The sequence below is a fragment of the Streptomyces sp. MMS24-W38 genome, assembly GCF_059889265.1.
The window spans coordinates 6232846-6254417 of sequence record NZ_JCBCPP010000001.1 but is presented as its reverse complement, the minus strand read 5'-3'; the positions used below and the strand labels follow the sequence as shown (position 1 = coordinate 6254417).

At 71.0% G+C, this 21572-nt stretch carries 22 protein-coding genes, 1 tRNA gene and 1 riboswitch; of the genes, 3 read left to right on the top strand and 20 right to left on the bottom strand.

Translation table 11 applies throughout. The features are described from left to right. Positions 1-16: 16 nt before the first annotated feature. The 6 genes from AC6F7H_RS27440 to AC6F7H_RS27415 all read right to left on the bottom strand — a co-directional run bounded on the left by AC6F7H_RS27440 (position 17) and on the right by AC6F7H_RS27415 (position 5424). The gene (locus AC6F7H_RS27440; protein ID WP_500759765.1) at positions 17-1207 is read right to left on the bottom strand and encodes an ABC transporter ATP-binding protein; all 1191 of its coding nucleotides are present in this window, start codon (positions 1205-1207) and stop codon (positions 17-19) included. 74 nt (positions 1208-1281) lie between these two features. Next, the gene (locus tag AC6F7H_RS27435; RefSeq protein ID WP_500759764.1) at positions 1282-2115 is read right to left on the bottom strand and encodes a carbohydrate ABC transporter permease; all 834 of its coding nucleotides are present in this window, start codon (positions 2113-2115) and stop codon (positions 1282-1284) included. Further along, positions 2115-3074 (bottom strand): carbohydrate ABC transporter permease, encoded by a 960-nt coding sequence (locus AC6F7H_RS27430; RefSeq protein WP_500759763.1) that lies wholly within the window; start codon positions 3072-3074, stop codon positions 2115-2117. The genes AC6F7H_RS27435 and AC6F7H_RS27430 overlap by 1 nt, the downstream gene beginning before the upstream one ends. Positions 3075-3129: 55 nt before the next feature. Further along, the gene (locus AC6F7H_RS27425) at positions 3130-4350 is read right to left on the bottom strand and encodes an ABC transporter substrate-binding protein (RefSeq protein ID WP_500759761.1); all 1221 of its coding nucleotides are present in this window, start codon (positions 4348-4350) and stop codon (positions 3130-3132) included. A gap of 247 nt (positions 4351-4597) precedes the next feature. Further along, a complete protein-coding gene (locus tag AC6F7H_RS27420; RefSeq protein WP_500759760.1) occupies positions 4598-5206 on the bottom strand; it encodes a GPP34 family phosphoprotein in 609 nt (202 codons plus the stop codon). Positions 5207-5347: 141 nt separating this feature from the next. Then, positions 5348-5424: transfer RNA gene (locus AC6F7H_RS27415), tRNA-Pro, on the bottom strand. 132 nt (positions 5425-5556) lie between these two features. Between AC6F7H_RS27415 and AC6F7H_RS27410 the strand changes: the two genes are divergently transcribed. Both AC6F7H_RS27410 and AC6F7H_RS27405 read left to right on the top strand, forming a co-directional pair. After that, positions 5557-6264 (top strand): thiamine pyrophosphate-binding protein, encoded by a 708-nt coding sequence (locus AC6F7H_RS27410; RefSeq protein ID WP_500759758.1) that lies wholly within the window; start codon positions 5557-5559, stop codon positions 6262-6264. A 55-nt stretch (positions 6265-6319) separates the two neighbouring features. Continuing rightward, on the top strand, positions 6320-7219 hold the full coding sequence (locus tag AC6F7H_RS27405) for a transketolase family protein (protein WP_500759756.1): 900 nt from the start codon (positions 6320-6322) through the stop codon (positions 7217-7219). A gap of 24 nt (positions 7220-7243) precedes the next feature. On the opposite strand, the gene AC6F7H_RS27400 is transcribed toward AC6F7H_RS27405, so the two are convergent. The 12 genes from AC6F7H_RS27400 to AC6F7H_RS27345 all read right to left on the bottom strand — a co-directional run bounded on the left by AC6F7H_RS27400 (position 7244) and on the right by AC6F7H_RS27345 (position 19331). After that, positions 7244-7603, bottom strand: coding sequence for an MmcQ/YjbR family DNA-binding protein (locus AC6F7H_RS27400; protein WP_500759755.1), 360 nt, complete (start codon positions 7601-7603; stop codon positions 7244-7246). Positions 7604-7664: 61 nt separating this feature from the next. After that, the gene (locus tag AC6F7H_RS27395; RefSeq protein ID WP_500759754.1) at positions 7665-8570 is read right to left on the bottom strand and encodes a LysR family transcriptional regulator; all 906 of its coding nucleotides are present in this window, start codon (positions 8568-8570) and stop codon (positions 7665-7667) included. 45 nt (positions 8571-8615) lie between these two features. Further along, positions 8616-9815 carry a glycine C-acetyltransferase gene (locus tag AC6F7H_RS27390; RefSeq protein ID WP_500759752.1) on the bottom strand — a complete coding sequence of 400 codons (1200 nt, stop codon included), beginning with the start codon at positions 9813-9815 and terminating at the stop codon, positions 8616-8618. A 91-nt stretch (positions 9816-9906) separates the two neighbouring features. Further along, positions 9907-10935 (bottom strand): L-threonine 3-dehydrogenase, encoded by a 1029-nt coding sequence (gene tdh / locus AC6F7H_RS27385; RefSeq protein WP_500762080.1) that lies wholly within the window; start codon positions 10933-10935, stop codon positions 9907-9909. A gap of 261 nt (positions 10936-11196) precedes the next feature. After that, positions 11197-11760, bottom strand: coding sequence for a GAF domain-containing protein (locus tag AC6F7H_RS27380; protein WP_500759750.1), 564 nt, complete (start codon positions 11758-11760; stop codon positions 11197-11199). Positions 11761-11820: 60 nt separating this feature from the next. Further along, on the bottom strand, positions 11821-12438 hold the full coding sequence (locus AC6F7H_RS27375; protein WP_500759748.1) for a GTP-binding protein: 618 nt from the start codon (positions 12436-12438) through the stop codon (positions 11821-11823). Then, the gene (locus tag AC6F7H_RS27370) at positions 12416-12787 is read right to left on the bottom strand and encodes a DUF742 domain-containing protein (protein WP_109376185.1); all 372 of its coding nucleotides are present in this window, start codon (positions 12785-12787) and stop codon (positions 12416-12418) included. The genes AC6F7H_RS27375 and AC6F7H_RS27370 overlap by 23 nt, the downstream gene beginning before the upstream one ends. 2 nt (positions 12788-12789) lie before the next feature. After that, positions 12790-13224 (bottom strand): roadblock/LC7 domain-containing protein, encoded by a 435-nt coding sequence (locus AC6F7H_RS27365; RefSeq protein WP_500759746.1) that lies wholly within the window; start codon positions 13222-13224, stop codon positions 12790-12792. Positions 13225-13286: 62 nt separating this feature from the next. Beyond that, positions 13287-15398 (bottom strand): sensor histidine kinase, encoded by a 2112-nt coding sequence (locus AC6F7H_RS27360; protein WP_500759744.1) that lies wholly within the window; start codon positions 15396-15398, stop codon positions 13287-13289. A gap of 549 nt (positions 15399-15947) precedes the next feature. Beyond that, the gene (locus AC6F7H_RS27355) at positions 15948-17183 is read right to left on the bottom strand and encodes an MBL fold metallo-hydrolase (RefSeq protein ID WP_500759743.1); all 1236 of its coding nucleotides are present in this window, start codon (positions 17181-17183) and stop codon (positions 15948-15950) included. Between the two features lie 197 nt (positions 17184-17380). After that, positions 17381-18166, bottom strand: coding sequence for an SGNH/GDSL hydrolase family protein (locus tag AC6F7H_RS27350; protein ID WP_500762078.1), 786 nt, complete (start codon positions 18164-18166; stop codon positions 17381-17383). 235 nt (positions 18167-18401) lie between these two features. Continuing rightward, positions 18402-19331 carry a LysM peptidoglycan-binding domain-containing M23 family metallopeptidase gene (locus tag AC6F7H_RS27345; RefSeq protein WP_500759742.1) on the bottom strand — a complete coding sequence of 310 codons (930 nt, stop codon included), beginning with the start codon at positions 19329-19331 and terminating at the stop codon, positions 18402-18404. A gap of 2 nt (positions 19332-19333) precedes the next feature. Further along, positions 19334-19498, bottom strand: a riboswitch (cyclic di-AMP (ydaO/yuaA leader). 462 nt (positions 19499-19960) lie between these two features. Here AC6F7H_RS27345 and AC6F7H_RS27340 point away from each other — a divergent pair. Next, positions 19961-20758 carry a tyrosine-protein phosphatase gene (locus tag AC6F7H_RS27340; protein WP_500759740.1) on the top strand — a complete coding sequence of 266 codons (798 nt, stop codon included), beginning with the start codon at positions 19961-19963 and terminating at the stop codon, positions 20756-20758. Between the two features lie 57 nt (positions 20759-20815). On the opposite strand, the gene AC6F7H_RS27335 is transcribed toward AC6F7H_RS27340, so the two are convergent. Then, positions 20816-20938, bottom strand: coding sequence for a DUF6126 family protein (locus AC6F7H_RS27335; protein ID WP_457463505.1), 123 nt, complete (start codon positions 20936-20938; stop codon positions 20816-20818). After that, positions 20935-21558: a helix-turn-helix domain-containing protein gene (locus tag AC6F7H_RS27330; protein WP_500759739.1), complete on the bottom strand. Its 624-nt coding sequence runs from the start codon at positions 21556-21558 to the stop codon at positions 20935-20937. The genes AC6F7H_RS27335 and AC6F7H_RS27330 overlap by 4 nt, the downstream gene beginning before the upstream one ends. Between the last annotated feature and the right edge of the window lie 14 nt (positions 21559-21572).

Sequence of the window (21572 nt, the reverse complement as noted above, 5' to 3'; positions counted from 1 at the left end):
GACGGCGCGAGCGGGGTCAGGGGGCGTCCGTGCTCTCCGGGTGGGTGAGGTTCGCCCCGGTCGAGGGGTCGAAGACATGCGCCTTGCCCATGTCGACCCGGAGTTCCACGGGCGCTCCCTCACGGGCGCGGGTGGCGGCGTTCAGCCGGGCCACGATCTGCTGCGCGGCCCCCGCGCCGGTGTCGCGCAGACCGGAGTCGGTGGCGAGTTCCTCCAGTTCGGTGGTCGTCACCGGTCCGCCCTCGGCGCCGAAGTGGACGTACACGTCGGACCCGAGCGACTCCAGCACGTCCACGGTGGCCGTGAGGACGGGGCCGCCCGGCTCGCGAACCAGGGCCGCGTCCTCGAAGGCCTCGGGACGCAGCCCGACGATGACGTCGCGCGGCGCGTTCCGCCGTTCCAGCGCCTGGCGCGTACGGTCGTCGAGCGGCAGGTCGCCCAGCGGTGAGCGCAGCACGCCCGCCTCCAGGGCGGCGCCGACGAAGTTCATCGCCGGGGATCCGATGAAGCCCGCGACGAAGAGGTTGCGCGGCAGGTCGTAGAGCTGCGCGGGCGTGCCGATCTGCTGGACCACGCCCTGCCGCATGACCACGACCCGGTCGCCGAGGGTCATCGCCTCGGTCTGGTCGTGGGTGACGTAGACGGTGGTGGTGCCCAGGCGGCGTTGCAGCCGGGAGATCTGGGTGCGCATCTGCACCCGCAGCTTGGCGTCCAGGTTGGACAACGGCTCGTCCATCAGGAACGCCTTGGGGTCGCGGACGATGGCCCGCCCCATCGCCACCCGCTGACGCTGGCCGCCGGAGAGGTTGGCGGGCTTGCGGTCCAGGAACTCGCTCAGGTCGAGGACCCGCGCGGCCTCCTCGACCTTGCCGGCGATGGTGGCCTTGTCCACCTTCGCCAGGCGCAGCGGGAAGCCCATGTTCTCGCGCACGCTCATGTGCGGGTACAGGGCGTAGCTCTGGAACACCATGGCGACGTCGCGCTCCTTGGGCGCGAGGTCGTTGACGACCTCGCCGCCGATGCGCAGGGTGCCCTCGGTGATGTCCTCCAGTCCGGCGATCATGTTCAGGGTGGTGGACTTGCCACATCCGGACGGGCCGACCAGGATCACGAACTCGCCGTCGGCGATGGCGAGGTCCACGTACTTCACGGCGACGGATCCGTCGGGAAAACGCTTGGTGACGCCCTCTAGGACGATCTCGGCCACGGGTGGTGCCTCCTTGCCTTCGTGACGGGCCTTCGTGACGGGCCTTCAGGCGGCCGGGGCCGGGTGCGGTCCGGTCACCCCTTGACCGCCCCGGAGGTCAGTCCGGCCACGATCCGCCGCTGGAAGAACAGGACGAAGACGATGATGGGGATGGTGATCACCACGGCGGCGGCGGCGATCGACCCGGTGGGCTGCTGGAACTGGGAGCTGCCGGTGAAGAACGCGATCGCGGCGGGCACCGTCCGCGCGGACTCGGTGGAGGTCAGCGAGATCGCGAACAGGAAGTCGTTCCAGCAGAAGATGAACACCAGGATGGCGGTGGTGAACACGCCTGGCGCGGCCAACGGCACGATGACCAGCCGGAACGCCTGCCCGGGCGTGGCGCCGTCCACCTTGGCGGCCTTCTCCAAGTCCCACGGGATCTCCCGGAAGAACGCCGACAGGGTGTAGATCGCCAGCGGCAACGAGAAGGTCATGTACGGGATGATGAGCCCGATCCAGGTGTCGAAGATCCCGATGGCCCGCTCGATCTCGAACAGCGGCGAGACCAGGGAGATCGGCGGGAACATGGCGATCAGCAGCGACATTCCGATGAGCAGCTGCTTGCCGGGGAACCGCAGCCGGGCCACGGCGTAGGCGGCCATGGTGCCCAGGACCACCGCGATCACCGTGGCGATCAGCGCGATGCCGATCGAGTTGATCAGTGCCCGGGTGAACTGGGAGGTCTCGAAGATGCCCCGGTAGTTCTCCCAGGTCCAGTCCCGGGGGATGTAGTCGCCGTCGGAGAGGGTGGCGGGGTCCTTGAACGACAGTGCGGCGATCCACCACACCGGGAACAGGGCGTACAGCACCACGACGACGTTGACGACACCCCAGCGGGTCGCGTGCGTCCTGCCCGCTTCGGCCATCAGCGCTTCACCTCCGCGCCGGGTGCGGCGGCGCCGAACAGCTTGACGAAGGTGAAGGCGATGATCCCGACGCAGAGGAAGACCAGGACCGAGATCGCCGACCCGATGCCCAGGTTCAGCGCGGTGAACAGGTTGTCGTAGCCGAGGATCGACAGGGAGCCGGTGCCGTGTGCGCCCGAGGTCAGGACGTAGATGTTGTCGAAGATCCGGAAGGCGTCCAGCGTGCGGAAGAGCAGCGCCACCAGGATGGCCGGTTTCATCAGCGGCACCATGACCTTGGTGAACCGCTGCCAGGATGTGGCGCCGTCCACCATGGCCGCCCGCAGAGTCTCCTCGGGGATCAGGGCCAGGCCGGCGAGCAGCAGCAGCGCCATGAACGGGGTGGTCTTCCACACCTCGGCGAGGATGATCAGCCACAGCGCGGGCCACTGTTCGGTCAGCGGGGCCTCGCCGCCGGGCAGCAGTCCGGCGAGATAGCCCAGTTCGGGGGTCCAGGCGTACTGCCAGGAGAAGGCGGCGACCACCGTGACGATGCCGTACGGGATGAGGACCGCGGTGCGGACCGTGCCGCGCCAGAAGATCGTGCGGTGCATCACCAGGGCGAGCCCCATGCCGAGAACGAGTTCGACGGCCACGGACACGGCGGTGATGAACAGCGTGACCCAGAACGCGTCCCACCAGAACGGGGAGGACAGCACGGCCCCGTAGTTGCTCAGGCCGACAAACTCGGCCTGAGCCGGGAAGCGCAGGTCGTAGCGCTGGAGGGACAGATGGACGGCGTATCCGATGGGGTAGGCGGTCACGGCGATCATGACGATGACGGCCGGTGCGCACAGCAGCCAGCCGAGGCGCCGCTCCTGCTTGGCACCGGCCGAGAGAGCCGCCCTGTCCTTCCCGCCCCGGGGCGGCGTCGTCCCGTCGGGCGGCCGGGTACCGGCCGGGTCGGCCATCGTGCTCATCCGGTGCCGCCCCGGAAGGATGTCCGCGCACCGGCGGGGCACGGCGGGTGGTGGTTCACGGGATCACACCCTCGGATCGCAGGGCATCGTCGATCTGCTCCCTGAGGGTCTCGACCGAGCTTTCCGGCTTGACGGCGGACGGCGGGGACAGTGTGTGGGAGACGGCGATCGACACGTTCTGGTAGGCGGGAGTGACCGGCCGGACGCTCGCCGACTCCAGAGCGGCCAGCACGTCCTGGGAGAAGGGGTACTGCTCCGTCAACGTCGGCTCGTCGTACAGGGAGCGCAGGGTGGGTGGCAGTCCGCCCTCGAGCGCGGCGGTGAGCTGGTTCTCGTGGTTGCGCAGGCACAGGGCCGCCTCGAAGGCCAGGCCGGGGTGGCGGGAGTAGGCGCTGACGGCCAGGTCGATGCCACCGATGGTGGGGCGGGCGGGGCGGTCGGCGTCGATACGGGGGTAGGGCGCCCAGCGGAAGCTCTTGAACAGCTGCGGGTTGTTCGCCTTCATCGACGGATAGACGAACGGGTAGTTGATCTCGAACGCCGCCGCCCCCGACTCCATGGCGAGACGGTTCTGGTCCTCCATCTGGTTGGGCAGGGAGGGATCCGCGGCCGGGGAGCGGGCGAAGTCCCACATGAGGGCGGCGGCCCGCACGGCCGGTGCGCCGAGCGACGGCGCGGTGGCGCTCGGGTCGAGGATGGAGCCGCCCGCGCTGTTGATCAGGGTGTTGAACCAGACGGTCAGCCCCTCGTACTGGGCGCCCTGGATCTCCACGTAGTGCGGTTCGCCCCGCCGGGCCAGGTCGCGGGAGATCGTCAGCATCTCGGACCAGGTCGTGGGCGGGGTGGGCACCAGGTCCTCGCGGTACCACAGGAGCTGGGTGTTGGTGTTGTACGGGACGGCGTAGAGCCTGCCATTCCAGGTGGCGGTCCGCAGGGGGACACGCAGGGTGCCCTCGGTGGCCCGCCGTTTCGCCTCGCCCGTCCACTCCCGGATCCAGCGGGCCTCGGCGAACTCCGCGGGCCAGGTCACGTCCAGGCCCAGGATGTCGAGGGAGTCGTCCTGGGCGGCGAGCCGGCGCACCATCTGCTGGCGCTGGCCGTCGGCGCCCCGCGGCAGCTTGTTGTAGCTGATCCGGTAGCGGCCGCCCGATGCCCGACCGCACCGGTCGGCGGCCTTCTGCAGGGCGCCGGAGTCATCGGGGAAGTTGTACCAGTTGAGCGTGGTCCGGCCGGCTCCCTGCTGTTCACCGCCGCAGGCGGCGAGCGTGGACGCCATCAGCGTCAGCGCGACCAGCACCCGTGGCCGCGGCCGTCGCGTTCGTCGGGGGTGTCGGGGGTGCCGCCCCTCGCCGAGGTCTCCCGAGTCCGGTCGGCCCCCGCACATCGCGCGCACGCGCTCCACACCTCGCTTCCGGGACGGCGGCGCGGGCGTCGGGCGCCGCGGCGGTGCTTACCCGGCGAACATTAAGCAGCACACAGAGCGACATCAAGGACATCTGCTGGCGAATCGACCGCGGAGTGCGTCAGACAGCTCGCCAGACGTTGTCGAAGGCCGCGTCCTCGATGTCTCGCCGCTGCCGTACGGCCCCCAGTTCCATGACGGCGTCGTTGACGGTGGCCAGGACGGCCACGACCTGATCGTCGGCGAGCTCGGCGACCAGGTCCTCGGTCGGCTGCTCCCCGATCCCCGCGGCGGCGGCGAGGCCGGCCAGCACCGGTTCACGCGACGCCCAGCGGTCGGCCGCCCGGCTCCGGGCCGGCGAATCGGCCGGCACCGGCGGATCCGTCCGGAAGGAGATCCGGCGGGCGTGCGGCCGGGTGACCAGCCCTTCCGACTCCAGGGCGGCAAGATGGGCGGCGGCCAGACCGCGGCCCCGGCGCCACAACCAGTCCTCGACGGATTCGTAGGGCGCCTGCCGTACGAGTGACGAGGCGGCCTCGCTCAGCAGTCCCTCACCGCCGGCAGGCGGCAGCCCGGGGACGACGCGGTGCTCGTCCAGGGTGACGGCCTCGGCATCCATGAGGTCGATCAGCTCCGCTCCCGCGAGCGCGAGCGACAGCTCACCCTGCGCCACCGGAGGGGTGGAGGGGGTGTCGAGGGCGACGATCATCAGGTCCCGTGCCGTGGTCATGAGCGACTCCCTGTCAGTGGCTCCCCGTCAAAGGGGTGGTGGCACATCCCACAGACGACACATCGTACGACCACCACACCGGGGGACGACGAAAAGCCGCCTTCTCATCCATGAGAAGGCGGCTTCCGACCTGCTACAAGCTGGTCGGGACGACAGGATTTGAACCTGCGACCCCTTGACCCCCAGTCAAGTGCGCTACCAAGCTGCGCCACGTCCCGATGCCCGTCTGACCTGGGGATTCCCCCGGATCAACGTGCACGGAAACAATACCGCACTCGGGACGGTGATCGCGCACCCGTTTGCACGGTGGAGCTTGACCTGAAGTTTGGTTGAGGTTGCACGATCGCCGTATGACGATCACCGAGGAACACACACGTACGCACGGGTTCGCGGATCTGCCGGGGCTGATGGGCCTGATGACCGGCGACGAGAAGCACGGGCCGGCCGCCACCTCCACGCTGGACGTGCTGTGGGTGCTCTACGACCGGGTGCTGCGCGTCTCGCCGGAACGGACGGACGCCCAGGACCGGGACAGGTTCCTGCTGTCGAAGGGGCACGGGCCGATGGCGTACTACGCCGTGCTGGCCGCCAAGGGCTTCCTGCCGGTGGAGTGGCTGCCGGGCTTCGGCTCGTACGACTCCCCGCTCGGCCACCACCCCGACCGGGTGCTGGTGCCGGGGGCCGAGATCGGCAGCGGCTCGCTGGGGCACGGGCTGCCGATCGCGGTCGGGACGGCGCTGGGGCTGCGCGCGCAGGGGCTGGACGGACCGGCGGTGTGGACGCTGATCGGGGACGCCGAACTGGACGAGGGCAGCAACCACGAGGCGATCGCCTTCGCCGGACCGGTCGGTCTGGAACGGCTGCACACCGTCGTCGTCGACAACTCCTCCGCCGGCCACTCCCGGCCCGGCGGAATCGTCGCGCGTTTCGAGGCGGCCGGCTGGTCCGCGCTCACCGTCGACGGCCGTGACCACGAGGCGCTGTACGCCGCGTTCACCGCGCCGCATCCGGGCCGCCCGCACGTCGTCGTGGCCCGGGTCGAGCCGAAGTACGCGTGAACCCTCCCCTTCTTTCAGTCAAGTTCGGTATGCGGTATGGAAAGGACTGACTTCCGTGGACACCATGCGTGACCGTTTCGCCCCTGTCGTCACCCGGCTGCTCGACGAGGACCCCCGGGTCGCGGTGGTCCTCGCCGAGGTCGGCAAGGACGGCTTCAGCGAGGCACTGCGCCGGCATCCGGACCGGGTCGTCAACGTCGGCATCCGGGAGCAGCTCCTGGTGGGAGCCGCCGCCGGGATGGCGCTCACCGGCCTGCGGCCCGTCGTGCACACGTTCGCCGGCTTCCTCGTCGAGCGGCCCTTCGAGCAGGTCAAGCTGGATCTCGGGCATCAGGGCGCGGGTGCCGTGCTGGTGAGCGCCGCCGCGTCCTTCGACTGGCCGGCCGGCGGTTACACGCACATGGCGCCCGGTGACGTGGCCCTGCTGGACACCCTGGACGGCTGGACCGTGCATGTGCCGGGGCATCCGGACGAGGCCGAGACGCTGCTGCGGCACGCGGTGGCCGCCGGGGACGACAAGGTGTACGTGCGGCTGTCCCTGCAGTCCAACGCACACCCGCTGCCGGTGGACGGTGAGCGCTTCCGCACCGTCCGCGAGGGCCGCTTGGCGGTGGTGGTCGCCGTGGGGCCCGTTCTGGACGCCGTCCTCGCGGCCACGGAGGGGCTCGACGTCACCGTCCTGTACGCCACCACCGTCCGCCCGTTCGACGCGGCCGCGCTGCGGCGGGCCACCGGGACCGCCGGGACGGATGTCGTCCTCGTCGAGCCGTACCTGGCAGGTACGTCGGTGGCGCGGGCGAACGACGCCTTGGCCGACGTACCGCACCGGGTGCTGGGGCTGGGCGTGGGGCGGCGGGAACTGCGACGGTACGGGCAGCTCGAGGAGCACGTCGCCGCGCACGGTCTCGACGCCACCTCGCTCCGGGAGCGGATCGCGGGCTTCGTCCCGGGGTGAACGAATGGCAACGCCCGTCGGTGTTCAGCCCACGGGCGGCAGCCCCAGCCGGGGATACGCTTCGAGCAGCCGGGGCGGGGCCGCCTGGCGCCAGGAGTCGGCGAGGATGTCACGCAGCTCGTCCTCGCCGTCGAGGGCGGCAAGGCGTGCCCTGACCCAGGCGAACTGCGCCTCATGGTCCGCGATCCAGAACTTTTCCGGCTCGGCGAGAGCCAGTTCGTCGCGCTCCTCCTTGGGGCAGCGCACGGCGATGGACGTCTCGTCCTCGGGCAGGGTGGCGAACATCTTCCCCGCCACCCGGAACGTGGGCATGCTCCACGCGATCTTCTCCGTGGTGTCCGGCAGGGACAGGGCGATCCGTCGTACGTCTTCGGCATCCGGCATGTCAGGCACCGTAGCGACTGCCACTGACATCAACCGGTCACGGGACGGGGGGGCCGGTCGCCTACGGTGCTCCGGCGGCCTCGCTCAGCGCGTCCAGCACCGGGCGGATCAGCGGGTGCTCCTCGGCTCCCCGGCGTACGGCGGCGAAGACCCGGCGGGTGGGTGCCACACCGTCGACGGGGCGGACGACGACGCCCGTCAGGTCCGTGCCGCGCAGCGCCGAGCGCGGGACCAGGGCGACACCCACGTCCGCCGAGGCCAGCGCCACCACCGCGCGGAAGTCGTCCGAAGTGTGCTCCAGACGGGGTTGGAATCCGGCGTTCTCGCAGGCCAGGACGAGTACGTCATGGCAGGGGTTGCCGGGGTAGGGGCCGATCCACGGGTCCTTGGCCAGCTCGGCGAGCGGCACCTCGGGCAGGTCGGCCAGCCGGTGGCTGACGGGGACGACCGCGTCGAAGGGCTCCGCGTACAGCGGTACGTGGGTCAGCCGCGGATCGTCGGCGGACGGCGCTCCCCGGTACTCGACGGCCACGGCGACGTCGATCTGCCGGTCCAGCAGCATCGGCAGGCTGGCGTCGCCCTCGGCGTCCTGGACGTGGATACGGATACCGGGAGCCGTGGCGGCGAGGCGGACCAGGGCGGGCACGACGACCTGGGCGATCCCGGTCGCGAAGGAGGCGACGGTGAGGGTGCCGGCCGCGCCCGAACTGTAGTCGGCGAGTTCGGCCGCGGCCCGCTCCAGCTGGGCGAGGACCACGTGGGTGTGGTCGAGCAGGATCTCGCCGGCCGGCGTCAGTCGTACCCCCTTGGCGCTGCGCTCCACCAGCCGGTGGCCGGTCTCCTGCTCCAGAGCGGTCAGCTGCTGGGACACGGCCGAGGGGGTCAGATACAGCGCGGCGGCAGCCGCCGTGACCGTACGGTGGTCGGCCACCGCACGCAGGATGTGGAGCCGCCGTGCCTCGATCATGAGACCGGATTCTCTCAGATCCCCTCGAACGCCGCCGCGCTCCGCTCAGGCGTCGAGCTCCGCCCGCGCCGCCACGAAGGCGTCCACCGCGCGGTTCACGTCCTCGGTGGAGTGGGCCGCGGACAGCTGGACCCTGATCCGGGCCTGTCCCTCGGGCACCACGGGGTAGGAGAAGCCGATCACGTACACACCGCGTTCCAGCAGCAGCTCCGCCAGGCGTCCCGCGCGGGCCGCGTCGCCGATCATCACCGGGGCGATGGGGTGGTCGCCGGGGAGGATGTCGAAGCCCTCGCCGGTCATCCGGCGGCGGAACAGGGCGGTGTTCTCACCCAGCCGGACCCTCAGGTCGTCCGCGGACTCCAGCAGGTCGAGGACCTTCAGCGAGGCCGCCGCGATCACCGGGGCGAGGGTGTTCGAGAACAGGTACGGCCGGGAACGCTGGCGCAGCAGGGCGACGATCTCCGCGCGGGCGGCGACATAGCCGCCGGAGGCGCCGCCGAGCGCCTTGCCGAGGGTGCCGGTGAGGATGTCGACGCGGTCCATGACGCCGTGCAGTTCGGGGGTGCCGCGCCCGCCGGACCCGACGAAGCCCACGGCGTGCGAGTCGTCGACCATGACCATGGCGTCGTGGCGGTCGGCGAGGTCGCAGATCTCGTCCAGCGGCGCGACATGGCCGTCCATGGAGAAGACGCCGTCGGTGACGATCAGCTTGCGCCGCGCCCCGCCCTCGGCGGCCTCCTTCAACTGGCGCTCCAGGTCCGCCATGTCACGGTTGGCGTAACGGAAGCGGCGGGCCTTGGACAGCCGGATGCCGTCGATGATCGACGCGTGGTTGAGCGCGTCGGAGATCACCGCGTCGTCCGGGCCGAGCAGCGTCTCGAACACGCCGCCGTTGGCGTCGAAGCAGGACGAGTAGAGGATCGTGTCCTCCTGGCCGAGGAACGTCGACAGCCGGGCCTCCAGCTCCTTGTGCACCTCCTGCGTACCGCAGATGAAGCGCACCGACGCCATGCCGTAGCCCCAGCGGTCGAGGGCCTCGTGGGCGGCGGCGAGCACCTCGGGGTGGTCGGCGAGGCCGAGGTAGTTGTTGGCGCAGAAGTTGAGGACCTCACCGGGCCGGCCGCCCGCGGTGACGTTCACGGTGGCGGACTGCGGGGTGCCGATCACCCGCTCGGGCTTGTGCAGTCCGGCGGCGCGGATCTCGTCGAGGGTGGCGCGGAGGTCGTCGCGCACGGAGTCGAACATGGGAAGGCTCCTGGATGAAGGTGCTCGCGGATGAGGTGGATGCCGAGGAAGAGGAAGGTGCCGGGCGGGTGCCGGGACGGGCGCGCCGGGGTCAGGACGTCCAGTCGAGGATGATCTTGCCGCCGCGGCCGCTCGCCGCGTCCTCGAACGCCTCCTCGAAGTCGCGGTGGGAGTACCGGCCGGTGATCACGGGGGCGAGGTCGAGGCCGCCCTCCAGCAGCACCGACATGGCGTACCAGGTCTCGAACATCTCACGGCCGTAGATGCCCTTGAGGGTGATCATCGAGGTGACGATCCGGGCCCAGTCGACCGGGAACTCCTCGGCCGGCAGGCCCAGCATCGCGATCCGGCCGCCGTGGGTCATGTTGGCGATCATGTCCCGCATCGCCTCGGGGCGGCCGGACATCTCCAGGCCGACGTCGAATCCCTCGCGCAGACCGAGGATCTGCTGCCCGTCGGCGATGGCCGACTCCCCCACGTTCAGCGCCAGGCTCACGCCGATCTTGCGGGCGAGTTCCAGACGCTCCTCGCTGACGTCGGTGATCATGACATGGCGGGCTCCGGCGTGCCGGGCCACGGCGGCGGCCATCAGGCCGATCGGTCCGGCGCCGGTGATCAGGACGTCCTCCCCGACGAGCGGAAAGGACAGGGCGGTGTGCACGGCGTTGCCGAACGGGTCGAAGATCGCGGCGACATCGAGGTCGACGGGCACACGGTGCACCCAGACGTTGGTCGCGGGCAGCGCGACGTACTCGGCGAACGCGCCGTCGCGGCCGACGCCGAGCCCGATGGTGGCACGGCACAGGTGCCGTCGTCCGGCCAGGCAGTTGCGGCACTTGCCGCACACGAGGTGGCCCTCGCCGCTGACCCGGTCACCGGTCTTGATCTCGTCGACGTCCCGGCCCGTCTCGACGACCTCGCCGACGAATTCGTGCCCGAGGACCAGCGGAGTACTGATCGTCTGTCGGGCCCAGCCGTCCCAGGACCGGATGTGCAGGTCGGTGCCGCAGATACCGGTGCGCAGCACCTTGATCAGCACGTCACCGGGCCCGACGGCCGGCTCCGGAACGTCCGCGAGCCACAGCCCTGGTTCGGCCTTCTCCTTGACGAGCGCCTTCAACGCCACGGCTCCTGAGGGTGAGTCCCGGCTCCCGGGCATGCCGGAGCAGCCCAGGCCGGGAAGCGGAGTGGATTCGCACTGCAATCTGCCGTACGCCACCCTCACCGGTCCATCGAGGATTTCTTAAGCGTGGCCACAGCTTTCCTTCACGCCGTCACCCCATCGGCCCCCCATGCTCACCTGCTCACCACCAGGCCCGTGGGTTCACCACGACAGCCCGTCGGTCTCTCCGTGTTCCAGGTGTGCCAGGTTTTCGAGGTTTTAGAGGTTCTCGAGGCGTTCGAGGTGTACGACGAGATCCGCGGCCTGCTTTTTGATGGCGGTGAGCCCCGCCTGTCCCCAGGCCCGCGGCCGGATGTCGGAGACCGACACGGTGCCCAGCACCATGCCGGTGCTGTCGATGAGCGGGGCGCCCAGGTAGGAGCGCACCCCGAACTCGTCCACGACCGGATTGCCCGCGAACCGCGGATAGTCGCTCACGTCCCCCAGGGCCAGTGCCTTGCGCCGGGCCACCACATGGGGGCAGAAGCCGTGGTCGCGGGGCAGTGCCCGGCCCAGCAGGGCGCCGGTGCCGTCGCCGCGGACCACGGGCGCGACCGCCGGGGCGTGCAGACCGGCGAAGAACTGCCCGTCCTCCCTCAGGAAGTTGACCACGGCGTACGCCGCCCCGGTGAACTCGGCGAGGCCGTACGCGAAGGCGTCGAGCGTGGGCTCGGGGCGCTCGCCCAGGCCCAGTCGGCGCAGCCGCCGGGTGCGGGCCGGGGCCTCCTTGTCCTCTGGGGTGAGCAGCAGACGACCGGCCGGGCGGGGCAGGTCGTAGCTCATGGGCGGGCTCCCTGGGTGTGGGCAAAACGCATATACGGGCTCCGTGACGGTGTGCGGGGATCACATGTGGGCGCCATACCCCATGGCGGGGGCCGGGGCGTGGGCGATGAGGTGGCGTACCAGGGTCAGCAGGGTCTGGACACCCGAGCTGGAGATCCGGGCGTCGCAGCACACGACGGGGATCTCGTCGGTCAGGTCCAGGGCGGCGCGCACCTCCTGGGGGTCGTAGCGGAAGGCACCGTCGAACTCGTTGACGGCGATGACGAAACCGAGGCCGCGCTGCTCGAAGAAGTCGACGGCGGCGAAGCACTCCTCCAGGCGCCGGGTGTCGGCGATGACGACCGCGCCGAGGGCGCCCTCGCAGAGTTCGTCCCACATGAACCAGAACCGCTCCTGGCCCGGTGTGCCGAACAGGTACAGCACATGCTCCGGGTCCAGGGTGATGCGGCCGAAGTCCATCGCCACGGTCGTCTCGACCTTGTTCTCGATCCCGTCGAGCCGGTCGGTGGCGGCACTGACCGTGGTGAGCAGTTCCTCCGTGCTGAGCGGGGCTATCTCGCTGACCGCGCCGACGAAGGTGGTCTTGCCCACGCCGAACCCGCCCGCCACGAGGATCTTGAGCGCGGTGGGGAACGGGTCGGTGCCGGTGCCGCGGTCAGAGCTGTCGTCGTAGTCCATCGAGCACTGCCTCCAGAAGGGCCCGGTCCGTCGGGTTGTGGTCGGACACGGGGGGCTTGGTGGTGAGCCCCCCGCAGTCGACGAGGTCCGCCAGCAGCACCTTGGTGACGGCCACCGGCAGCTTGAGGTGGGCGGCGACCTCGGCGACCGGGAGGGGTGCGCGGCACAGGTCGAGTGCCTGCGCGTGCTCGGGGCCGAGGTAGCCGAAAGGGGTGGCCCCGGTGGCCATCACCTGCGACATCAGGTCGAGTTCGACGGTGGGGCGGGTACGGCCGTCGCTGACGGTGAAGGGGCGCACCAGCCGCCCGGCCGCGTCGTCCAACCAGGGGCCGTCGCCGGCCGCCGCCACGTTCAAGGCCTCATCACCGGGGGTTCGACGGCGGGCTGCCGGGGAGCAGTCATCAGATACGGCCGGACGCTCTTGACCAGCATCGCCATCTCGTAGCCGAGCACCGCCGCGTCGGCCTCGTGGCCGGCCAGCACAGCGAGACAGGTGCCGGAACCGGCGGTGGAGACGAACAGCAGGGTCGAGTCGAGTTCGACGACGACCTGGCGGACCTCGCCACCGTCGCCGAAGCGGATGCCGGCGCTGCGGCCGAGCGAGTAGAGGCCGGAGGCCAGGGCGGCCATGTGGTCGGCGCTGTCCGCGTCGAGGCCGTGCACGGACTTCACCAGCCCGTCGCAGGAGAGCAGCACGGCACTCGACGTGTGCGGTACCCGTTGCACGAGGCCGCTCATCAGCCAGTCGAGATCGGACACGTGGGCGGTCGGCGCATCACTCGCCATGGTGGATCGACTCCTTGGGGTACGAAGGTCTGCGGGAGCGCTGGGGGTGGGTGCGGGCATGCTCATCCGGCGGGTGCGCTCCCGTCGTCCCGGGCGGTGTGGTCGGTGCGGGGCGCGGGCACCCCTTCATGGGCACCGCGCATCTCCCGGGGCACCGCGGGCACATGGCGCGTCTCCATGGGGTGGGACTCCATGGTGTGAGGTTCCATGGCACGGGTCTGCGTGGTGTGGAGCGTGTCCATGGGGTGGGACTCCATGGGCCGTGACGGCAGCATGGACACGGACCCCGTGGGGTCGCCCACCGTGTGCTCGTCGACGTTGTCGTCGCGCCCCATGTGGCCGGCGTCCGTGGGCTGTTGGGTTTCGGCGAGGCTGACGCCCCGTTGGAAGGCCGCCATCAGGTGGGGATCGTGACCGGCGACGTGTTCGGTCTCCTGACGCGGCGTGGGGCCGTCACGGAGTTGGGGCACGAGGTGCTCCTGGGCGCGGCGGCGGGGCAGTCGGGGTTTTCCCATGGTGCCGCGCACCGTGCCGTCGCGCGGGGCGGGGGAAGCGGCCCCCGGCCCGTTCTCCGCGAGGGTCCGCCGGTCATCGGGATTGACGCCGGGTGTCGCCTCGGCCGGGTTGGGCCGTACCCCGCGGGCACCCCGCAGCGGCAGGGGTGGTGCCACGCCGTCAGGCGGCGACGGGGCCGGAACGGGGGCGTGGTCGCGGCGGTGCGACCCCTGGCCCGCGGCATGCGGCACCGGGGTGCGGGGCGCCCCGGGCCCCTGCATCGGGCCGGGTCCGGAGACCGTCTGCGGATCGGGCAGCGGGCCGGTCCCGTACCCGGCGGACCCGGGCAGCGGGACACCCCCGGGCGCGGGCACGGGGTGCCCGGGCCGGGGCGTCGGCCCGCCGCCGTACTCGGCGTCCGGCACCGCGTCGATCTCTCGCGGCTGTCCCGTGCCCTGCCCCGCGACCCACGGCTCCGCGCCCAGCAGTGACTGCGGCACGACGAGGACGGCCTGCACTCCGCCGTAGATGTTGCTCTGCAGCCGGACATGGATGCCGTGCCGCTTCGCGAGCTGCGAGACCACGAACAGACCGATGCGTCCGTCGGCCAGCAGGCCGGCCACATTGACCTGGTCCGGGTCGGTCAGCAGGGCGTTCATCCGCTCCTGCTCGCCCATGGGCATGCCGAGTCCGCGGTCCTCGACCTCGACGGCGAGCCCGGAGGTGACGAGGCCGGCGCGGAGCAGCACCTGGGTGTGCGGGGCGGAGTACAGCGTGGCGTTCTCGACGAGTTCGGCCAGCAGGTGGATGACGTCGGCGACGGCGTGCCCGCGCAGGGTGCCGTCGACCGGCGGGACGAGTTTGACCCGCGAGTACTGCTCGACCTCGGCGATGGCCGAGCGCAGCACCTCGCTCATGGAGACGGGGTTGCTCCACTGCCGCCGGGAGACGGCCCCGCCGAGCACGGCGAGGTTCTCGGCGTGGCGGCGGATGCGGGTGGCGAGATGGTCGACGTGGAAGAGTCCCTTGAGCAGGTCGGGGTCCTCGATCTCGTTCTCCATCTCGTCGAGGAGGGAGATCTCGCGGTGCACCAGGGACTGCAGGCGCCGGGCCAGGTTGACGAACACCTCGAGTTTCTGTTCGCTGCCCGCCTGGCTGGAGAGCTGGGACGCCTGCACGACGGCGGTGACGGCGCCGTCGTGCGCCCGGGACAGGTCGGCGGCGAGCAGGTCGAAGTCGTCCGCGTCCTCCGGCGTCCTGTCGCGCTGTCCCCGTGGTGGCGGGCCCTCCCCCCGGCGCAGGGCGTCCACCAGAGCGCCCAGGTCGGCCTCGCGCCGGGCCGTGCTCCGGCGCAGGCTCTCCACCCTCTCGTGCACGGAGCGGGCGGCGCGGTCGGCGGCCACGGCGGCGATGACGATGCCGGCGAGGGCCACCGACCCCGCGCCGCCGAGCACGGCCCACAGCGTGGCGCCGGGTCGTACCCCCGTGGAGCGGACCGTGAACAGCACGGCCGCGCAGGCGCTGAGGGCGACCGCGACGGGCGGCAGCACGGCGAGCCGCAGCAGCTGGGGCCGTATCTGCGTCTCGGGGAGGACGGGGGCGGTCCGGGAGGGCGGGCGTCCATGCCGTCCGCCCTCCCGCCGGTCCGTGCGGGAGGCCGGAGCGCGGGAGCCGGGCATCGGTGTCCTCGAACTGGTACTGGTCCGTCGGTTCCGGGTGCCGGTCGCGCCCGAGACGTCGGCCGGGCCCGGCCGGCGGTACTCCTCGCCCCGTCGGCTCCCTCGTCCGTCTGCTGCCTGCACGTACCGGTCCCCGCTCCCTGATCCGATCCGGTGAACATGGCCCCGGGGCGCGATGCGCCCGACCGACACTCACCGTAGTCACCACCGCATCACGTGCGGTGGTCAGTTGACAAACTTGCCCGGACAGCGTCCCGCTCTGGTATGAGGCGTCGTACGACAGACCGATAAACTCGTCAGGGAGTCACTCGAAAACGGTCACAGATCGATCCGACCTGGTCAGAAGTGGTCACGGGTACAGACCGAGGGCCGGGGAGCTCACGGCTCCCCGGCCCTCGCCCTTCCGGCGTCCACTCACCCGGGACCGCCTCGACGGCCGCGGTCTCTCCGGCACGGCGTCTCCAGGGGTCCTTCACACCCGAGGGAGGCCCACAGAATTCTCACTCTCCGTAGCAAAGCAGGCCATGACTCCTGGGCTCCTGACCCATGTCACTCCTCTCCCACCAGGTCCAGGTCCTCCTGGGAGGAAGCGGAGGGCCCCGTGACGGGGGCGGGCAGCGGCCACTTGTGGTTCGGGACGTGCCCCACCTCCCGCCACCACGTCTTCGTCGGCAGCTCTCCCGCGGGCTCGAACGGCAGGCCCGGGACGGGGAAGGCGGCGGGCTGACCGACCGCGTCGGCGGCCACCATCGTCCACTCGCCGGGCTCCGCCCAGGGATGCGGCGCCAGGTTGAAGGTGCCCCAGTGGATCGGCAGGAAGACACCGTCCGGGCGGCCTCTTTGCAGGTCCAGATGGGCCTGGATGCCCTCGGCCGGGTTCATGTGGATCTCGGGCCAGGAGCCGGGTCCCGGAACCGGGTCCAGTCGGCCCTTGGGCCAGAAGTCCGAGTACGCGCCGATCTGGATCATCGTCGCGTCGAACGGGCCGTGGTCGGCGCCGATGTCCTTGAAACCGTCGAAGTAGCCGGTGTCGCCGCTGTGGTACACGCGGTGCTCCGCACCTGCCACGACCCAGGAGGCCCACAGGGTGTGCTGGGTGTTGCGCAGTCCCCGGCCGCAGAAATGGCGGGCCGGGGTGGCCGTGAGGGTGAGTCCGCCGACCCGCGTCGCCTCGTACCAGTCCAGTTCACGCAGCCGGTCGGCGGACACGCCCCAGTGCTCCAGATGGGCACCCACTCCGAGCGGCACGGCGAACAGCGTGTCCGTGCCGGCCAGCGCCTCGACGGTGGGCAGGTCCAGGTGGTCGTAGTGGTCGTGCGAGATCACCACGACGTCGACCGGGCCGAGCGCGGCCAGCGGCAGGGGCACCGGGTGCAGCCGCCGGGGCCCGACGAAGGGGAAAGGGGAGCAGCGCTCGCCCCACACGGGGTCGAACAGGACCCGCTGACCGTCTATCTCCGTGAGGACGCTGGAGTGGCCCATCCAGGTGAGGCGCAGCCCGGTGGCCGGCTGCCGGGCCAGGTCGGCGAGGGTGGTGGAGTGCACCGGTACGGTGCCGCGCGGCGCACGGCTGTACCGGGTCTCCTTGTCGAAGTAGGTCTTCGCCAGGTCTCGGGCCGAGCCCTCGGACCGGGGCCGGGTGGGGCCCCCGGGGTTCTGGAACACCCCGTCCCGGTAGTGCGGGGATCTGCGGATGCGCTCCATGCGCTCCCCACTCGGGTCCGCGCCGAAGGCCGCGGGCCGTAGCGCACGGAGCCCGGAGCTCTGGGAACGGAAACCGGCCACGATGCCTCCCAGCGGAGTCGGTCAGACATCCCATTATGTGCGGACAGGCCGGTACCGCGGTGTCGGACGGGACAGAACCGGCCGCACGGGGCGATGGGCCGGCCGGGCTCCGGCCCCTCGCGGGGGCGGGGTGCGGGCGCCCGCTCCCGCGCCCCGCTCCCAGGCCTGCTGCCCGCCGCCTCCGTCCCCGTCCGGCGTTACGCCACCGAGGCGATCCGCACCTTGATGTCGTCCGGGGACAGCGTCCCCTTCGCCGTCACGTGGTCCCCCGACGATTCCCCGCGCAGCCGGCGCCCTATCCACGGCACCAGGTACTCGCGCGCCCAGTGGACGTCGTCCCGCCGGACGTCGAGGTTGCCGCGCGGCGGCAGCGGGGGCCAGGGCTGCTCCGGGTCGGCCGGGACGTCCAGGCCGAGGGTCTGGCCCGCGCGGAGCGCCACGCGCGTGTGCCCCTCGGGCGACAGGTGGAGCCGGTCCGCGTCCCAGGCCCTGCGGTCCTGGACGCTCCTCAGGGACCACAGGTCGAGCACCGGGCAGCCGTACCGGTCGGCGACGGCCCGCACGTGCCCGTTGTAGGTGGCGATCTTGCCGCGCAGATGCTTGAGCAGGGGCACGCCCCGGGTGTCGAACCCCGTGGTCACCAGAACCGTGCCGGAGACCGCCGTCAGCGCGGCCACAGCCCGCTCGAAACGCTCGGCCACCTCGTCGGGGTCGGTACCGGGGCGGAGGATGTCGTTGCCGCCCGCGCAGAAGGAGACCAGCGCGGGAGCCAGTTCGACGGCCCGCGGAACCTGGTCGGCCATGATCTGGTCGAGCAGTTTTCCGCGCACCGCGAGATTCGTGTACTGGAAGTCGCCTTCGGGACGACGGTCGGCGAGAAGTACGGCGAACCGGTCGGCCCAGCCGACGAACGCCCCGTCCGGGCCGGGGTCGCCGACGCCCTCGGTGAAGCTGTCCCCCACCGCCACGTACGACCCGATCACTGATGTGCTGTCACTCTTCGAATCGTCTGCCACGAGGGGACATGATTCCCTTTCGAATGTGACCTACGCGACCGTAGGAAGGGGTTGACGCGCGGTGAGATAAGCCACTCCCGAAGCATCGCCCCATTCCGGAATAGCCCCGTCGGCAAGAACGTTGAGGGGCGAAGCACGCCGAAGGCCGGACCCCGGGATCGGGGTCCGGCCTTCGGCGTGCTTCAGGCGGGTCTCGCGGGGGTCAGGCGATGGAGACGCCCTTCGAGCCGAGGTAGGCGACCGGGTCCACGTCCGAGCCGTAGTTCGGCGTGGTGCGGATCTCGAAGTGCAGGTGCGGGCCGGTCGAGTTGCCGGTGGACCCCGAGAGGCCGACCTGCTGGCCGCCGCTCACGGCCTGGCCGGCCGAGACGGACAGCGAGGACAGGTGGGCGTACTGGGCGTAGTGGCCGTCCGCGAGCTTGATGACGACCTGGTTGCCGTACGCACCGGCCCAGCCCGCGGAGACGACGGTGCCCGGGCCGACGGCCTTCAGGGAGGTGCCGGTCGGAATGGCGAAGTCGACACCGGTGTGGTAGCCGCTGGACCACATGCTGCCGGCCACCTTGTAGGCGGTGCCGAGGCCGCCACCGGGCACCGGCGAGCTGTAACCGGGGGTGTTCGCGGCCTGGTTGGCGGTCGTGGCGCCGGAGGAGGCCTTCGGCGCGGAGGACGGAACGGGCGAAGAGGGCAGCCCCAGGGAGCCGGAAGGACCAGAAGAGGGCGACTTCTTCGGAGTGCTCGTCGCGGCCTTGCCGTCGACCGAGAGCTTCAGGCCGGGGTGGATGAGCGACGGGTCGTCACCCACGGCCTCCCGGTTGTCGGCGTAGAGCTGCTTCCAGCCGCCGTCGACGTTCTCGGACTCGGCGATCTTCGCCAGGTAGTCGCCACCCTTCACGACGTACGTGCGGGCGTCGCCGTTCTTGCCGCTGTCGACCTTCTCGTCGTCAGCCTTCTTGTCGGCGACGGAGAACGTCTGGACGGCCTTTTCCGGGGCCGCCTGCGCAGGGGCGGCGCTCGCGCCGGTGGCACCGAGAAGCGGCAGGGCGAGCGCGGCGCCACCAGTGCCGGCGACGGCGATGGCGCGGGTGAAACGCAGAGCGCGGGGACGGCGGTGCTTACCCTTTGCGGGCATGACGAATTCCTCTCCGGCGCCTACGAGGTGAGCTGTCGGGTTCGGACTGGAGCTGCCCGGCCGCGTCGAGACGCGACTTAACCCCGAGCCTGTTCCGGAGACCGGAACAGGCAGTGGTACCTGTGGGTCCCCCGCTCCTGCCGTACACGGGTCAGTGTGTGCGGGCTCCGGGCGGCGGCAGGATTAGGCGTCCGTCCGGATCGATGGCGAACGTAGGCGACCACGACGCAAAGGGACAAGCGCGATGTTTCGAATGAAGGCCCTTTTCCGTGATCCATTTACCTGAATTCCGTCACCCGGAGTCGTCCCGGATTTTTCGCGCGCCTGAATTCCCTTGCGAAACACCGGAATTACGTGAGCATGACGACAACACATCGTCACCGGTATGACGATGCTCACCACGCCCTCCCCATATCTCTCTTTATTTGGGCACATTGCATCCAAACGCCCTAAACGGACAAAATGCATTCAATTACCCGATCGGGGGCGATCTGCTCCGGCTGCACGGCGGGCTCGGAACGCCCGTGTCGGCTGATCCGTGGACAACTCATTGCCCCTGACAGGCATGTCGTATCGTCGAGTGACACCCGCCGGCGCCTCCCCGTCGGCGGCGAGAGGGAGGGGCCCCCGTGACGCAGCACATCCCGTCGACCGAACCCGAGCTGACCGGAGTGCGGAACTTCCGCGACGTGGGCGGACTGCCGACCGTGGACGGCCGCCGGGTACGGCACGGCGTGCTGTTCCGCAGCGGTCACCTCGCCCACGCCACCGCCTCGGACACCGACTTCCTGTCCTCCCTGGGACTGCACACCGTCTTCGACTTCCGCAACGCGGCCGACCAGAAGCTGGACGGCCACGACATCGAACTGCCCGGCGTACGCAATGTGAACCTGCCGCTGAGCGACCCGGCCGACGGCGCCCAGTTCTGGAGGATGGTCCGCGACGGCGACCTGGAGCAGCTGCGCTCGATCCTCGCCGACGGCAAGGGGGCGGGCCGGATGATCGCCTCGTACCGCGTGATCGTCAAGGAACGCACCGCCGAGCACTCCCAGGTGCTGCGCTCGCTCGCCGAGGACAGCGTCCCCGCGCTGATGCACTGCGCGGCGGGCAAGGACCGCGCGGGCCTGTCGGTGGCGGTGACGCTGCTCGCCCTGGGCGTGGAACGGGACGCGATCTTCGACGACTACCTCAAGTCCAACGCCAAGCACCGCCGCTACAAGGTGCGTCGCAGCGGTAGCTCCGCCTCGGCCTACTCCCCCGAGGTCATGGAGCTGCTCAACCCCCTGTTCGACGCCCGCGCCGAATATCTGTCGGCCGCCCTGGAAACCATCGAGGAGACCTGGGGCGGCGTGGACCCCTACCTCGAGACGGCGCTCGGGCTCACCCCCGAAAGCCGGGAGCGACTGCGCGAGCGCCTGCTCGACTGAGGAACCACCCGGCCGGGCAGCGCCTCACGGAGGCACTGCCCGGACAGGCCCCGAGGGCTACTGCTTCGCGCCCAGCGCGAACAGCAGATAGATGAAGCCCGCGAAGAGGTGCCCCACCACGACGTAGACGAACAGCCTCACCCACAGGGCGCGAGGGAACTTCTCCTCCAGGTCTTTCATGACACATCTCCATGGGTGGGGCCCAGGCACAGGGCGGCCGTGGGGCTCTGCAACAGGGTATGGACGAAGAGCAGCTCGACCCCGTCGGGGTCCTGAGCGGCGATACGGTGCGGGGTCAGCGAGTCGAAGTGCGCGCTGTCGCCCGGGGCCAGCCGGTGCAGCGCGTCCCCGAGGCGCAGCAGCAGTCGCCCCTTGAGGACGTACAGCCATTCCTCGCCCGGGTGGACCCGCACGATGCCGCTCTGGGCGCCGTGGGGAACCTCGACCCGCAGGGCCTGCATCCCGCGCCCGGGGGAGCCGGCCTGCCGGTACGTCCAGCCGCCCGCGACGGTCGGCTCCGTGTCGGCGGCGCGCAGCACCGTGTCATGGCCGGTGGTGGTCTCGCCGAGCAGTTCCGAGACGGTCGTACCGTAGATACGGGCCAGGGAGAGCAGCATGGGCAACGAGGGCTGCCGCTGCCCGGTCTCCAGCCGGGAGAGATGGGCGGGCGACAGCCCCGCGTCGCGCGCCGCGGCCTCCAGGGTCAGACCTGCCCGGCGGCGCAGCGCGCGCAGGTGCGGCGCGACCGCGGGAAGCGCGGCGGCCGGTTCGGCCGACGGCTCGGTTCCGGGGGTGCTCATGACCCCATTCAGCA